Genomic DNA, 14,240 nt, shown 5'->3' on the forward strand with positions numbered 1-14,240 from the left:
TCGAGCAGCTTCCGGCGAGCGGGAAGGGACGGTACCGCGATGAGCAGCCTGCCCGCACCGAACGAGCCGTCGCAGGCTCCCGTGCCGCCGCCACCGCTGCGCGCGGCCCGCCCGATCGAGCTCGCCGGGGCCTTCGAGTACAACGGTCACCGCCTGGCCTACACCGAGCACGGCAGCGGGGACGCCGTCGTGGTCCTCGCCCACGGCATCATGTTCACCCGGCGGATGCACACTCCGCTGGCCCGTGAGCTGGCCGCCGAGGGCTACCGCGCGGTGACGCTCGACCTGCTCGGGCACGGCGAGTCGGACCGGCCGACGGAGTCCTGGGAGTACTCCATGCCCGCGTTCGCCGAGCAGACGGTGGCGCTGCTGGATCACCTCGGGGTCGAGCGCGCCGTGGTCGGCGGCACATCACTGGGCGCGAACGTCTCGCTGGAGGTGGGCGTCTCAGCACCCGAGCGGCTGCGCGGCATCATCGTCGAGATGCCGGTGCTGGACAACGCCATCGTCGCCGGGCTGCTGACCTTCGGGCCGCTGCTGTTCGCCGCCCGGTTCGTGCCGCTCACCGTGGAGGCCGTCGCCGCGCTCGCCCGGCTCGTTCCGCACGGCAACCAGTGGGTCGACGTCGTGACCGACACCCTCGAACAGCAGCCGGCGTCGATGGCGGCACTGCTGCACGGCGTGCTGTTCGGCAGGGTGGCCCCGCCGAAGTCGGTGCGGGGCCAGATCACGGTGCCCGCGCTGGTGATCGGGCACGAGCGCGACCCGATTCATCCCTTCGGCGACGCCGACACGCTCGCCGCCGACCTGCCGGACGCCGAGTTCATCCAGGCCCGCAGCCCGGTGGAGCTGCGGGCCGATCCGGCGCGGCTGACCGAGGCGATCATCGATTTCGTCCGGCGCTGCTACCCCGCCGCGCGGGGCAGGGCAGCGGGCTGAAGGGCTGAAGGGCACTGAACGGCGCTGCGCCCTGTCAGCCCGGCGCGCTCCGCTCCTGATCGGGCGCGAGGCCGGCCACCGGCCCGATCACGGTCACCGCGGGCGGCCGGATTCCCGCCTCGGCGGCGTCGGCGCCGATCGCCTTCAGGGTCGACCGCACCACGCGCTGACCGCGCATCGTGCCGTCCTGGATCATCGCGACGGGTGTGTCCGCGGGCCGGCCGGCCTCGATGAGGGTGTCGGCGAATCGTTCGATCCGCTCGACCCCCATCATCAGCACCAGCGTGCCGCGCAGCCGCCCCAGTGCGTCCCAGTCGACCAGCGACTGCTCGTGTCCGGGCGGGACGTGCCCGGACACCACGACCACCTCGTGCGCCACCCCGCGGTGCGTCACCGGTACGTCGGCGACCGCCGGGACGGCGAAGGCGCTGGTGATGCCCGGCACGATGGTCACCGGCACGCCCGCCTCCGCGCACGCCAGCACCTCTTCGAAGCCGCGGCCGAACACGTACGGGTCGCCGCCCTTGAGCCGGACGACGAACCTGCCCGCCCTCGCGTTGTCGATCAGCGCGGCGTTGATCACTTCCTGGCTGGCGGCGCGGCCGTACGGGATCTTCGCGGCGTCGATCACCTCGACGTGCGGCGGCAGCTCGTCCAGCAGTTCCCGCGGGGCCAGCCGGTCGACCACCACGACATCGGCCCTGGCCAGCATGCGGCGGCCGCGCACGGTGATGAGCTCGGGGTCACCGGGGCCGCCGCCGACCAGCGCGACACCGGCCGGTTCCCCGGACTCGCCAGGGTCCTCACCGGGGTCGGCGATCACGCCCGAGTGCAGACCGTCCAGCAGGTTGTCCCGGACGGTGGCGGAGCGTCGGTGCGTACCGCCGGAGAGCACACCCACCAGCAGGTTGTCGTACTCCCCCGAGGCCGGGGTGACGGCACTGCCCGCGAAACCGGCGTCGGCGCGCACGCAGAACACCCGCTCCCGTTCGGCCTCGGCGCAGACCGCGGCGTTGACGTCCGGGGCGTCCGTGCAGGCGAGGGCGTACCACGCACCGGTCAGATCACCGTCGGTGTAGCGGCGCTCGTGCCAGGTGATCTCGCCCGCGTCCGCCATCGCGCTCACCGACGGTGTGGTGTGCGGCGAGACGAGCTCGACCGCGGCGCCCGCGCCGACCAGCCGGGGCAGCCGCCGCTGGGCGACCGTGCCGCCGCCCACCACGACGACGCGCCTGCCCGTGAGGTCCAGTCCGACCAGGTAGTGATGCTCCTCCGCCATGCCGCCAAGCATGCCGCCCGGTGCGGGCGGGCCCGCGCTCAGGGTTGCAGGAAAGTGAGCAACTCCTCGTTGCCGAACATCCGGGCCGTCTCGATCGCGGACGGGTGACCGGCCTCCGGGTCGGCGCATCCCGCGAGCAGCGCTCGCACCACGGCGGGCTCGGCCTTGAAGACGGCGCCGGCCAGCGGACTCTGTCCGCGGTCGCTGAGCCGGTTCGGATCGGCCCCGCGGGCGAGCAGAGCCTCGACCGCGTCGGCATGGCCGTGGTAGGCGGCGAGCATCACCCACCATCTCACGCGGTCCCCGCCTCAGCCGCGCTTGCCTGCCGGGTAGGGCAACAGGGCCATCTCCCTCGCGTTCTTGATCGCCACGGCGACCTGTTTCTGCTGCTGCGGGGTCAGCCCGGTCACCCGGCGGGCTCGGATCTTGCCCCGGTCGGAGATGAACTTGCGCAGCAGGTCCACGTCCTTCCAGTCGACCTCGCCGGCCCGCTCGGCGACCAGCGGATTGCGCTTGCGCCGGACCGGCCGGTCTCGGCTGCCGTTCCTCGCCACGATGCTCCTCACCAGCTCGACTTGGTCACGCCTGGCAGCTCCCCCCGATGCGCCAGCTCGCGCAGCCGGATGCGGGAGAGCCCGAACGCGCGGAAGTAGCCGCGCGGCCTGCCGTCAACGGCGTCCCGGTTGCGCACGCGGGTCGGGCTGGCATCACGCGGCATCGCCTGCAGTGCCGACACCGCCGTGGCCCGCTCGTCCCGGCTCGACCGGGGCGAGCGGACGACGGCCTTCAGCTCGGCCCGCCGCTGCGCATGGCGCTCGACGACCGCCAGCCGCCGGCTGTTCCGCGCGATCTTCGACTTCTTCGCCATCAGCGTTCCTCCCGGAACTCGACGTGCCTGCGCACCACCGGCTCGAACTTGCGGAGCACGATCCGGTCGGGATCGTTGCGGCGGTTCTTCCTGGTCACATAGGTGTAGCCGGTGCCGGCCGTGGACCGGAGCTTGATGATCGGCCGGATCTCGTTGCGCGCCATCAGAGCTTGACCCCGTTCGCCCGCAGCTCCGCGACGACGGCGTCGATCCCGCGCTTGTCGATCGTCTTCATGCCCTTCTTCACCGAGACCCGCAGCCGCACCCAGCGGCCCTGGCTCGGCACCCAGTACCTGCGGGTCTGCAGGTTGGGTTCCCAGCGCCGCGAGGTGCGCCGGTGCGAATGCGAGACCTGCTTGCCGTACCCCGGCCGGCGGCCGGTGACCTGGCACACGGCTGTCACCTGCCCCCTCAATTGATATTGATTGTCATTTTCATTTAGAATACACGGCCGTGACCGACAACCACCGTGTGCCCCTCACCCTGATCAGCGGCCTCTCCCCCGGCCCCGGCCGGCAGGTGGCCGACCTCCTGCGCCGGGCCGACCCCGGTACCGCGGTCGTGCACTACGACCTGCGGGAGGTGGCGAGCGGCGTCGTCCGCAGGCGCCTGCGGCTCGGCCCCAGCGACCAGCTCAGCGCCCTCGAACTGGCGCATGGCTGCGTGTCCTGCACGCTACGCGAGGACCTGCTCCCGCTGCTGCGCAAGCTCACCCGGCTGCCCCAGGTGCGGAGCATCGCCGTCCACCTCGACGAGGCCATGGAGCCCGAGCCGGTGTGCTGGGCCCTCGAGCACGTCCTCGTCGGGTGACCGCCCGGTGAGTACCGACGTCGAGGTCGAGGCTGTTGTGACCGTGCTGGACGTCGGGTCGTGGCTCGGCGACGCGACCGGCGACGAGCTGCTCGGCGAGCGCGGGCTCCGCGCGAGCCCGGACGACGAGCGCACCGTCGCGCAGGTCGCGCTCTCCCAGGTGGAGTTCGCGGACGTCCTGGTGCTCGCCGGCGCCACGCCCGGCACGCGGCGCGGACCGGAGCCGTGCTGGAGCGTGTCGCCCCGGCGGCGACGACGGTGGAGCTGGGCGCGGCGATGCGGGGATTCGTGGAAGGACTTCCGCCGGAGGCCCTCGACCGGGTCCGGAAGCGGTTCCAGGACGGCCTGCTGGAGGCGGGCATCGACACCCTCGACGCCAGCTCGCTCATCGCCGTCGGCCAGGTGCCGTAAGGCGGGCTCGCGCCGCCCTGGAAGCGCACCATTCCGCTGGTCACGGGTCGTGAGTGCGTACACGAGTTAGAACTCGTGTACGCACTCACGAGGGGTGAGCAGGCGCAAGGCCGCACGTCCATGAACGACTCGTTACCAGCGAAAAGTGCCAGCAACGGTCGCTCATGGCAGCGCGGAGGGCCGGTAGAGCAGGCCGAGGAACTCCAGCAGCACGCGCTCGCGCAGCCGGGCCGGGGCGGCGGCGAGCAGCACGTTGACCTGCGCCATGCGCTCGGGCAGGCCGCCGTCACCGGCCAGCCCCGCGCCGGTGAGCAGGCCCTCGAACTCCGCGGGCGTCAACTTGTCCGGATCGAGCGCGGTGATCAGCTCCACCAGCTCGGGCGCGACCACGACCGGGCCGGCCGCGCGGGCCACGTCGACCGACCCCGCCAGGCCGGCAAGGAACGCCGCCTCGCCGCCGCGGTTGGCGGCGGTCACCGTCAGGTGCAGGTTCACCGGCGACGAACCGTGCGCGAACTGCGGCTGCACGTACCAGTCGCGCTCGCGCATCTCGTCGGCGACAGTGAACAGGTCGAAGCCGACGTCGTCGCCCGCCGTCGTGAACGCCAGTAGCGTGGAGTCCGGCGAACCGAGGACGCGCAGCCCCTCGATCTTCTCGATGCCGTCGCGGATCTCCGCGACCGCCGCCAGGGTCTCCCGCGCGAGCCGCAGGTAGCCGTCGTCGCCGATGTGCCGCAGCACCGCCCACGCCGCGGCGAGGGGCCCGCCGGACTTCGTCGACTGCAGTGTCGAGTTGAGCATCGTGTACCCGGGCCAGTCGGCGCTGGCGAAGTAGTGCCCGCGGCGCAGGTCCGCGCCGGCGTGCAGCAGCACCGAGACGCCCTTCGGGCAGTAGGCGTACTTGTGCAGGTCCACCGAGATGCTGGTGACGCCCTCGACCCCGAAGCCGAACGGAGGGACCTCCGCGCCGAGGCGCCGCAGGTAGGGCAGCACCCAGCCGCCGATGCAGGCGTCGACGTGCATGCGCACCCCGCGCGCCGCTGCGGCGGCGGCGATCTCGGCGACCGGATCGACCACGCCGTGCGCGTAGGACGGCGCGCTCGCCACGACGAGGACCGTGTCGCCGTCGATCGCCGCGGCCATCGCGGCGGGTTCGGCACGGAAGGTGCCGGGGTCGACGGGCACCTCGACGGCGCGCACGCCGAAGCAGTGCGCCGCCTTGCGGAACGCCGCGTGGGCGGTCGCGGGCAGCACCACGTTCGGCGCGCGCACCTCCCGGCGGCCCTCGCGTGCGGCGAGCACGGCGAGCATGCAGGACTCCGTGCCCCCGGACGTCACCGTGCCCACGGTCTCCGCCGTGCCACCGAGCAGGGACGCGGTCGCCGCCACGACGTCGTTCTCCATCCGCAGCAGGCTCGGGAACGCGGTGGGATCGAGCCCGTTCGCCGACGAGGCGAGCGCGTAGGCGGCCATGCCGAGCTCGTCGATGCCGCCGAGCCCGCTGTCGTAGACGTAGGCGAGCGTGCGCCCGCCGTGGGTCGGCAGGTCCGCCGAGCGCAGCGCACGGACCTCGGCCAGCACGTCCCCGGCGGCGGCTCCCCCGGCGGGCAGCGCGGTCATGAGGCCACCGCTTCCGGCCGCCGTTCCGCCTCCAGCACGCTTCGCCGCAGCAGCGGGATGCCGAGCAGCACCAGCACGGCGGGCAGCGCCGAGAAGCCCAGCGCGATCGCCGTGACGGCGCTGTCCGGCTGCGTCACCGTCGCATCCGCGCTGGACAGGTACCCGCCCGCCGCGAGCACCAGCCCGAACAAGCCCGGTCCGAGCGCGAGCCCGAGGGTCTCCGCGGCCGTCCACACCCCGGCCGTGACCCCGGCCCTGGTCGCTCCGGTGCGCTCCTCCTCGGCCGAGATCAGATCCGGCAGGATCGCCAGCGGGAACACCTGGATGCCCGCGTAGCCGACACCAGCTCCCGCGACGAAGACGAACACCACCGCCAGCGGCAGCACCTGGGCGAACATCAGCCCGATCAGCGCGACGCCGAACACCGCCGAAGCGACCCGGAAGCCCGCCAGCTTGCCTCCGGCCCGGCCGACCCGGTCCCACAGCGGCATGACCAGCAGCGCGGGGCCGACGAAGCCGGCGAACAGCAGCGCCTGCAGGTCGGCGTCACCGAGCACGTACCGCGCCGTGTAGCTCACGCCCGCCAGCAGCGTGGCGACCCCGAGCGCCTGCACGAAGTACACCGCCAGCAGCCAGCGGAACGACTTCCAGACCCGCATGGTGGCCAGCAGCGCCCGCCACGTCGGCGTCGGCTGGCGCAGTATCCCGGCCGGGGCCCGCCGGATGCCGAGGTAGACGCTGATCGTCCCCGCCACGATCAGCAGCGCGACGAAGACGCCCATCATGCGGTAGCCCTGCACGCCGCCGAGCGCGCTCGCGATCGCGGGGGCACCCGCACCGGAGACCAGGATCGCGAGCGCCAGCACCGCGATCCGCCAGGTGGTCAGCCGCGTCCGCTCGTGGTAGCCGTCGGTGAGCTCTGCGGGCAGTGCGTTGAACGGCACCTGGAAGAACGCGAACGCCGTGGCGCAGGCGAAGAAGATCACCACCACATACGCCGCGTCGAGGCCGACCGTGCCGAGGCCGGGATGGGCGAACAGCGCCGCGAAGCACACCGCGAGCACCAGCCCGCCGAGCAGCAACGACCGCCCCCTGCTGCCCCGCCGGGCAAGGCCCGCGTCGGAGATCCGGCCCGCGATCGGATTGAACAGCACGTCCCATGCCTTCGGCAGCAGCACGATCGCGCCCGCCGCGGCGGCGGGCACCGCCATCGTGTCCGTGAGGTAGGGCAGCAGCAACAGCCCGGGAACCGTGCCGAACGCGCCGGTGACGAACGAACCGAGCGAGTAACCGAGACGCGTTCTCCTGCCCAGCGCGGACATGGTCCTCCTCGACAGGATGCTGCGGATCGCGGGTGCGAGCCGATACTTTCACCCGGACCGGCCTTCGCGGAAGCGGGAGGGCTGTTCGAACCCGTAGACGCTCATCGACAGCGCGTTCTGAACAAAGACACCGGGCCGGATATCAGCTCAGCACGTCGGCGACCTTCCGCAGCGCCGCCGCGTCGCCGCGCACGAGCAGGGTCGTCACCACCGACTCCTCCCACGCGGCGAGCTCGTCGCGGATCTTCGCCGCGGGCCCGATCAGCGAGGTGTCCTCGATGAGCCGCGTGGGAATCGCCGCGGTCGCCTCCGCCTTGTGTCCCGCGAGGTAGAGATCCTGAACCTTGTCGGCGACGTCCTCGTAGCCCATCCGCGCGAAGACGTCGTGGTGGAAGTTCACCGACTTGGCGCCCATCCCGCCGATGTAGAGCGCGAGCGCCGGCCGGATGAGGTCGGCCGCCTGCTCGACGTCGTCGTGCACGACCACCGGCACCGAGGCGGCCACCTCGAAGCCCGTGGGGCGCTCCGGCCTGCGCGCGAAACCCTCCTCCAGCGCCGCCCGGTAGAAGCCGTCGCTCTTCGGTGAGAAGAACAGCGGTAGCCAACCGTCGCAGATCTCCGCGGCCAGCGCGACGTTCTTCGGCCCCTCCGCCGCGAGGTAGATCGGGATGTGCGGCCGCAACGGGTGCACGGTGGACTTGAGCGGCTTGCCGAGCCCGGTGCCGCCGTGCAGCGGCAGCTGGTAGGAGGCACCGTCGAAGGACACCGGCTGTTCGCGGGCAACGACCCGCCGGACGATCTCGACGTACTCCCGCGTCCTGGCGAGCGGCTTCGGATAGGGCTGGCCGTACCAGCCCTCGACCACCTGGGGACCGGACGCGCCGAGCCCGAGCACGAACCGGCCGCCACTGAGGTGGTCGAGCGTCATCGCGGCCATCGCGGTCGCCGTAGGCGTGCGCGCCGACAGCTGCACGATGTCGGTACCGAGGGTGATCCGCGACGTCGACGCACCCCACCACGCGAGCGGGGTGAGCGCGTCGGAACCGTATCCCTCGGCCGTCCACACGGAGTCGAAACCGAGCTCCTCGGCGGTGGTGACCGCCTCCAGCGCGCCGGCCGGCGGCCCGGCGGACCAGTAACCGAGGTGGTAGCCCAGTTTCACGGTGTCTCCTTCAGTGCTCGACTTCAGTGCTCGACTTCAGTGCTCGATCTCAGTGCTCGATCTCAGTGCTCGACGTTCGGTGCATAGTGCGTGGGACTGTCCCGTTCGTCCAGGGGCGGCAGGTTGCGCGCCGGGGTCTCGACGAGCGGCGCGTCCACCGGGTCCTTGCCCGCGGCCCGGCGCCAGCCCGCCCTGGCCCGCGGGTGGTACCTGCGCTCGAACGGCACCAGCTTGAACGCGGCGTTGACGGCGCGGCCGGCCAGCCGGTGCAGCCGCTCGTCGCGCCGCGACCAGCGGTAGCCGAGCAGGTCGCGGACGGGCTGGTCGTACATGCCCACGGTGAGCCAGACGAAGCTCCGCGCGATCGGGACGCGCAGGACCCGCCAGGCGGCGTCCGGCAGCAGGCGCAGCCCGCCCGGCTTCGCGATGGCGCGGATGTCGAGCACCTCCCGCGTCGCCTTGTTGTCCTCGAGCACCTCGGTGCACATGTGCCGCCAGTACCGCTGGAACTCCTCCCACGAGCCGGGCACCGGCCGCATGCTCATGTCGTACATCCGGTACCACTGCACGTGCTCGTCGAAAAGCCGGCGCCGCTGCGCCTCGGTGAGCCCACCCATGAAGTGCTCCGCGATGAGCAGCGTGCTGACGAAGAACGTGGCGTGCGCCCAGTAGTAGGTGTCCGGGTTGAGCGCGTGGTAGCGGCGGCCGTGCTTGTCGATGCCCTTGATGGTGTCGTGGTAGCCGCGCACCTGCAGCGCCGTCCGGTGCGCTCGCGGCCCGTCGTAGATGACCCCGCCGATGGGGTAGAGCGAGCGGAACAACCGCTCCCAGCGTTCCCGGAAGAACTGCGAGTGCTCCTCGACGCCCGCACCCAGCTCGGGGTGCATGTTCTGCATCGACCCGGCCCACAGCGCGATCAGCAGGCCACGCCAGTCCCCGAAGATCCGCCAGGTCAGCGAGTCCGGGCCGAGCGGCTCCGGCTCGGCCCGGCTCCCGGCTTCGCGTTCCTCGACCTGAGTCATGCCCGCTCCCTTGCCGACGACCAAAGTGACTACACCTGTTGTCAGGTTAGAGTTGACAACGTTCGTAGTCAATTGAGGGAGGGCACCGTATGGCCGGCGCGGCTCGCACGTGGGCGGGCACCACGCTCACCGACCGGAAGGCGGCCCGCCGCCGCCTGCTGCTCGACACCGCGCTCGACCTCCTCGGCACGGGCAGTGGCGCCGCCGTGAGCGTGCGCGCCGTGTGCCGGCAGGCGAAGCTCACCGAGCGCTACTTCTACGAGAGCTTCGCCGACCGTGACGAGCTGATCCTCGCCGTGTACGAGGAGGTCGTCGACGAGGCGCACCGGGCCCTCGTCGACGCGGTCCGGTCGAGCGGTCCCGATGCCCGGTCGCGGGCGGAGTCCTCGGTGAGCGCGTTCGTCAAGCTGATCCTCGACGATCCCCGCAAGGGCCGGGTGCTGCTGCTCGCCCCGCCGACGGAGCCTGCGCTGAGCAGGCTCGGTGTGCAGCGGCTGCCGATGTTCGCCGCACTCGTCCGCGAGCAACTCGCCGACAAGGTCGACGAGGGCGACCGCGAGATGACCGCGACCGCCCTGGTCGGCGCGCTGGCGAACCTGTTCTCCGCCTACCTCGGCGGCACACTGCGGGTGAGCCGGGACCGCCTCACGGCGCACTGTGTGCGGCTGGTGCTCGGCGCCAACGCGCTGCACTCCTGATCAGCCGTCCCGCTCGACGGCGAGGCCGAGGGCGATGTCGATGATCATGTCCTCCTGGCCGCCCACGTACCGGCGCTCGCCGACCCGGTACAGGATCTCGTGGGCGGGCACCCCGTAGCGCTGCGCAGCGCGCTCGGCGTGCAGCAGGAAGCTGGAGTACACGCCGGCGAAGCCCTGCACGATCGACGAACGGTCCATGACCGGCAGGCGGGTGATATAGGGCTTGACGACGTTCTCGGCGGCATCCATCAGCGCGTCCTTGTCGACGCCGGTGGCCACGCCGAGCCGTTCGAACGTCGCCGCCAGCACCTCGGTCGGCGAGTTGCCCGCGCCCGCGCCGAGCGCCACCAGCGAGCCGTCGATCTGCCGCGCCCCGGCCCGGTAGCCGAGCACGGAGTTGGCCACGCCGAAGCTCAGGTTCTGGTGGCCGTGGTAGCCGACCTCCGCCGCCGTGCCGAACTCGGCGACCAGCGCGGCGATCCGGTCGGCGGCCTCCTCCAGGATCAGCGCACCCGCGGAGTCCACGACGTAAACGCACTCGCACCCGGCGTCGACCATGATCCGGCCCTGCTTCGCCAGCTCCTCCGGCGTCGCCATGTGCGACAGCATCAGGAAGCCCACCGTCTCCAGGCCCAGGTCCCGCGCCGCGGCGAAGTGCTGCATGGACACGTCCGCCTCGGTGCAGTGGGTCGCGATGCGCACGGCGCCCGCGCCGAGGTCCGCGGCCGCCTTCAGGTCCGTGACCGTGCCGAGACCCGGCAGCAGCAGCACGGCGATCCTCGCCTGCCGCGCCTCGTCCACCGCGGCGGCGATGAGCTTCCGCTCGTCGACGAGGGAGAAGCCGTAGTTGAACGTCGAGCCGCCGAGCCCGTCGCCGTGGGTCACCTCGATCAGCGAGATACCCGCGTCGTCCAGTGCACGGACCGTGTCCCGCACGTTCTGCTCGGTGAACTGGTGCGCCATCGCGTGGCTGCCGTCGCGCAGGGTGGTGTCGACCAGCCGGACCTCGCGGTTCATGCCCGCACTCCCCTCTGCTCCACGATCCGCTCGGCGAGCAGTTCCCCGACCTGAGCCGCGGCGGCGGTCATGATGTCGAGGTTGCCCGCGTAGGTGGGCAGGTAGTCGCCGTTGCCTGCGACCTCGAGGAACACCGCCACCCTCCCGCGCCCGTTCCAGTCCGGTCGCGGGTCGTCGAACTGCGGCTCGGCCTTCAGCGTGTAGCCGGGGACGTAGACCTGGACGTCGCGGACCATCCGGTGGATCGAGGCGCTGATCGCGTCGCGGTCGGCGTCCGGGTCGATCGCGCAGAACACGGTGTCGCGCATGATCATCGGCGGTTCCATGGGGTTGATGATGATGATCGCCTTGCCCCTGGCCGCGCCGCCGACGCGCTCGATTCCGAGGGCGGTGGTCTCGGTGAACTCGTCGATGTTCGCGCGCGTGCCGGGGCCCGCCGAGCGCGAGGACACCGAGGCGACGATCTCCGCGTACGGCACCGGCGTGACCCGGGAGACCGCGTGCACGATCGGGATGGTCGCCTGACCACCACAGGTGATCATGTTCAGGTTGGGCGCGTCCAGGTGCTCCGGCAGGTTCACGACCGGGCAGGTGAACGGGCCGACCGCCGCAGGGGTCAGGTCGATCGCCTGGATTCCCGCCTCGGCGTAGCGGGGAGCGCTCCCGGCGTGCGCCCGCGCCGAGGTGGCCTCGAAGACCAGGTCCGGCGGTTCGTCGCGGCCGAGCAGCCAGTCGACGCCGTCCGCGGAGGTCTGCACGCCGAGGCCGGCCGCGCGGGCCAGGCCGTCGGAGGCCGGATCGACGCCCACCATGTACCGCACGTCGATCCGTTCACTGCGGCCCAGCTTCGCCAGCAGGTCCGTACCGATGTTGCCGGGACCGACGATCGCGGCCACCGCTCGAGCTTCGCCCATGACGGTGACGGTCCTGCACCGCATGCGGCATTATCAACGCATGTGTCCCGGTCAGCGGAACGACTCCAACGGCACCGACGACACCGCGTCGACGGCGGCCCGGGTGACCGCGCTGCTCACGGCGTTCGAGCCCGGCGACGACGCGCTCGGGGTGTCCGAGCTCGCCCGCCGCACCGCGCTGCCGAAGTCGAGCGTGCACCGCCTCACCGCCCACCTGGTGCGGCACGGCCTGCTCGAACGGGACGGCACGGCGCTGCGGCTGGGGCTGCGGCTCTTCGAGATCGGCCAGCTGGCGGTCCGGCAACGCGGGCTCGTCGACGCCGCGCGCCCCTACCTCGCCGATCTGCGCGAGGCCACCCGCAACACCGTGCACCTCGCCGTGCTGGAGGGCACCGAGGTCGTGTATCTCGACGTGCTGCGCGGGCCCGACGCGCCGACGCTGCCCTCCCGCATCGGCGGGCGCTTCCCCGCGCACGCCACGGCCGTGGGCAAGGCGATCCTCGCCTGGTCACCGGAGCCCGTCGTGGACACCGTGCTCGCGGCCGGGCTGCCACGGATCAGCAGGCGCACGATCACCGGCCCCGGCCTGCTGCGCCGCCAGCTCGCGAAGGTCCGCGCCGACGGGCTCGCCTACGACCGGGAGGAGTCCGGCGTCGGCGTGGTGTGCGCGGCGAGCCCGCTGCGCGGCACGGACGGCACCGCACGCGCCGCGATCTCGATCTCCGGCTGGACGAACCGGATGCGGGTGGAACGGGTGGCGCCGGCAGTGCGCACCGCCGCACTCGCCCTCTCCCGCACACTCCCCTGACCCGCACCGCCCCAATGTGGCATTCGGTGCGTTCAGCGCAACGGATGCCACATTGGGGAGCGCGCGGAGTCAGCCGGTGAAACCGACGAGATGCTCGAAGGCGAGCTGGGAGAGCTGCGCGAAGCCGTACCCGCGCTCGGCCACCGCATCGGCGTCGAAGTCCTCGTAGGCACTGCGGTCGGCCTTGAGGTCGGCGGGCGACTCGCCCTCGGCCAGCGTCGGCACCGCCAGCTCCGGTACCCGCGAGGCCGCCAGCGCCTCCTGCACCCGCGGATCGGCGCGGAAGGCCCGCGCCCGCTCACGCAGCAGCAGGTAGCTGCGCATGTTGGCGGCGGCGCTGGCCCACACACCGTCGAAGTCCTCGGTGCGCAGCGGCTTGTAGTCGAAGTGCCGCGGTCCCTGGTATCGCCCGCGCCCGCCGGCGCCAGAGGCATCGGCACCGTTCTCCAGCAGGTCGACGAGGAAGAACGCGGAGAGCACGTCGCCGTGGCCGAAGATCAGGTCCTGGTCGTAGCGCGGGCCGCGCTGGCCGTTGAGGTCGATGTGGAACAGCTTGTCCTGCCACAGCGCCTGCCCGATCCCGTGCACGACGTTCAGCCCGGCCATCTGCTCGTGACCGACCTCCGGGTTCACGCCGACCATCTCGTGGTGTTCGAGGCCGGCGATGAACGCGAGCGCGTGCCCGACGGTGGGCAGGAAGATGTCGCCGCGTGGCTCGTTCGGCTTGGGCTCGAGCGCCAGCCGAAGCCCGTAGCCCTGGTCGAGCACGTACTGCGCGATCGTGTCGATGCCCTCCCGGTAGCGGTCGAGGGCCGCGCGCACGTCCTTCGCGGCGTCGGTCTCCGATCCTTCCCGGCCGCCCCACAGCACGTAGGTCGACGCGCCGAGCTCGGCGGCGAGGTCGACGTTGCGCAGCACCTTGCGCAGCGCGAAGCGCCGGATGTCCCGGTCGTTGTTGGTGAGCGCGCCCTCCTTGAACACCGGATGGCCGAACAGGTTGGTCGTCGCCATCGGGACCACGAGCCCGGTCTCCTCGAGCGCGCCGCGGAACCGCTTGATGTGCTGCTCGCGGGTCGCGTCGTCGCTGCCGAACGGGATGAGGTCGTCGTCGTGGAACGTGACGCCCCACGCGCCGAGCTCCGCGAGCCGGTGCACCGACTCGACCGGGTCCAGCGGCGGGCGGGTCGCCGAACCGAACGGGTCGACGGCCTGCCAGCCGACCGTCCAGAGACCGAAGCTGAACTTGTCCTCAGGGGTGGGTTGCACGACCACGATGTCCTCCGGCGAGATAGTTTGACGCCTGAACTTATCGACTCGCCGGTAGCCCGGTCAAGAGTTTCGTTCAGCGCCTGAACCTTTAAGATCGTCCG

The 14,240-nt window shown here is 72.0% G+C and carries 15 protein-coding genes and 2 pseudogenes; 4 read left to right on the forward strand and 13 right to left on the reverse strand.

All coding sequences use genetic code 11. The features are described 5' to 3' along the window. Positions 1-39 precede the first annotated feature (39 nt). Complete coding sequence (locus tag JAP66_RS14380) at positions 40-939, forward strand: alpha/beta fold hydrolase (protein WP_199432224.1); 900 nt, start codon at positions 40-42, stop codon at positions 937-939. Positions 940-973: 34 nt separating this feature from the next. Here JAP66_RS14380 and cobA read toward each other — a convergent pair whose 3' ends face one another. The 6 genes and pseudogenes from cobA to rpmB all read right to left on the reverse strand — a co-directional run bounded on the left by cobA (position 974) and on the right by rpmB (position 3,489). Further along, on the reverse strand, positions 974-2,218 hold the full coding sequence (cobA, locus tag JAP66_RS14385) for a uroporphyrinogen-III C-methyltransferase (RefSeq protein WP_199432225.1): 1,245 nt from the start codon (positions 2,216-2,218) through the stop codon (positions 974-976). A 38-nt stretch (positions 2,219-2,256) separates the two neighbouring features. Then, positions 2,257-2,520: pseudogene (locus tag JAP66_RS14390) on the reverse strand (ankyrin repeat domain-containing protein); the annotation flags it as partial. A gap of 6 nt (positions 2,521-2,526) precedes the next feature. Next, on the reverse strand, positions 2,527-2,772 hold the full coding sequence (rpsR, locus tag JAP66_RS14395; protein ID WP_199432226.1) for a 30S ribosomal protein S18: 246 nt from the start codon (positions 2,770-2,772) through the stop codon (positions 2,527-2,529). Between the two features lie 8 nt (positions 2,773-2,780). Next, positions 2,781-3,086 carry a 30S ribosomal protein S14 gene (gene rpsN / locus JAP66_RS14400; protein ID WP_199432227.1) on the reverse strand — a complete coding sequence of 102 codons (306 nt, stop codon included), beginning with the start codon at positions 3,084-3,086 and terminating at the stop codon, positions 2,781-2,783. After that, entirely contained in the window at positions 3,086-3,250 is a 165-nt protein-coding gene (gene rpmG / locus JAP66_RS14405; RefSeq protein ID WP_199432228.1) for a 50S ribosomal protein L33, read from the reverse strand. The genes rpsN and rpmG overlap by 1 nt, the downstream gene beginning before the upstream one ends. Beyond that, positions 3,250-3,489, reverse strand: coding sequence for a 50S ribosomal protein L28 (rpmB, locus tag JAP66_RS14410; protein ID WP_199432229.1), 240 nt, complete (start codon positions 3,487-3,489; stop codon positions 3,250-3,252). Before rpmB ends, rpmG begins: the two co-directional genes overlap by 1 nt. Before the next feature lie 50 nt (positions 3,490-3,539). Between rpmB and JAP66_RS14415 the strand changes: the two are divergent. Then, a pseudogene (locus JAP66_RS14415) lies at positions 3,540-4,163 on the forward strand (GTP-binding protein); the annotation flags it as partial. A 306-nt stretch (positions 4,164-4,469) separates the two neighbouring features. Here JAP66_RS14415 and JAP66_RS14420 read toward each other — a convergent pair. The 4 genes from JAP66_RS14420 to JAP66_RS14435 all read right to left on the reverse strand — a co-directional run bounded on the left by JAP66_RS14420 (position 4,470) and on the right by JAP66_RS14435 (position 9,433). Then, positions 4,470-5,927: a pyridoxal phosphate-dependent decarboxylase family protein gene (locus JAP66_RS14420; RefSeq protein ID WP_199432230.1), complete on the reverse strand. Its 1,458-nt coding sequence runs from the start codon at positions 5,925-5,927 to the stop codon at positions 4,470-4,472. Beyond that, positions 5,924-7,249, reverse strand: a complete 1,326-nt coding sequence (locus JAP66_RS14425; protein WP_199432231.1) for an MFS transporter — start codon at positions 7,247-7,249, stop codon at positions 5,924-5,926. The genes JAP66_RS14420 and JAP66_RS14425 overlap by 4 nt, the downstream gene beginning before the upstream one ends. A 142-nt stretch (positions 7,250-7,391) precedes the next feature. Next, positions 7,392-8,411: an LLM class F420-dependent oxidoreductase gene (locus JAP66_RS14430; protein WP_199432232.1), complete on the reverse strand. Its 1,020-nt coding sequence runs from the start codon at positions 8,409-8,411 to the stop codon at positions 7,392-7,394. A 62-nt stretch (positions 8,412-8,473) separates the two neighbouring features. Next, positions 8,474-9,433: an oxygenase MpaB family protein gene (locus JAP66_RS14435; RefSeq protein WP_199432233.1), complete on the reverse strand. Its 960-nt coding sequence runs from the start codon at positions 9,431-9,433 to the stop codon at positions 8,474-8,476. Between the two features lie 89 nt (positions 9,434-9,522). Here JAP66_RS14435 and JAP66_RS14440 point away from each other — a divergent pair, with 89 nt between their 5' ends. Then, entirely contained in the window at positions 9,523-10,131 is a 609-nt protein-coding gene (locus JAP66_RS14440) for a TetR/AcrR family transcriptional regulator (RefSeq protein ID WP_199432234.1), read from the forward strand. Here JAP66_RS14440 and dmpG read toward each other — a convergent pair whose 3' ends face one another. Together dmpG and JAP66_RS14450 are read right to left on the reverse strand one after the other, a co-directional pair. Next, positions 10,132-11,148 carry a 4-hydroxy-2-oxovalerate aldolase gene (gene dmpG / locus JAP66_RS14445; RefSeq protein WP_199432235.1) on the reverse strand — a complete coding sequence of 339 codons (1,017 nt, stop codon included), beginning with the start codon at positions 11,146-11,148 and terminating at the stop codon, positions 10,132-10,134. Continuing rightward, positions 11,145-12,062: an acetaldehyde dehydrogenase (acetylating) gene (locus JAP66_RS14450; protein WP_199432236.1), complete on the reverse strand. Its 918-nt coding sequence runs from the start codon at positions 12,060-12,062 to the stop codon at positions 11,145-11,147. The genes dmpG and JAP66_RS14450 overlap by 4 nt, the downstream gene beginning before the upstream one ends. A 40-nt stretch (positions 12,063-12,102) precedes the next feature. Here JAP66_RS14450 and JAP66_RS14455 point away from each other — a divergent pair, with 40 nt between their 5' ends. Continuing rightward, complete coding sequence (locus tag JAP66_RS14455; RefSeq protein ID WP_199432374.1) at positions 12,103-12,870, forward strand: IclR family transcriptional regulator; 768 nt, start codon at positions 12,103-12,105, stop codon at positions 12,868-12,870. 69 nt (positions 12,871-12,939) lie between these two features. On the opposite strand, the gene xylA is transcribed toward JAP66_RS14455, so the two are convergent. Next, positions 12,940-14,142, reverse strand: coding sequence for a xylose isomerase (gene xylA, locus JAP66_RS14460; protein WP_199432237.1), 1,203 nt, complete (start codon positions 14,140-14,142; stop codon positions 12,940-12,942). Positions 14,143-14,240: the final 98 nt, after the last annotated feature.

The organism is Qaidamihabitans albus, from assembly GCF_016464705.1.
GTDB classification, from domain to species: Bacteria; Actinomycetota; Actinomycetes; order Mycobacteriales; family Pseudonocardiaceae; genus Qaidamihabitans; species Qaidamihabitans albus.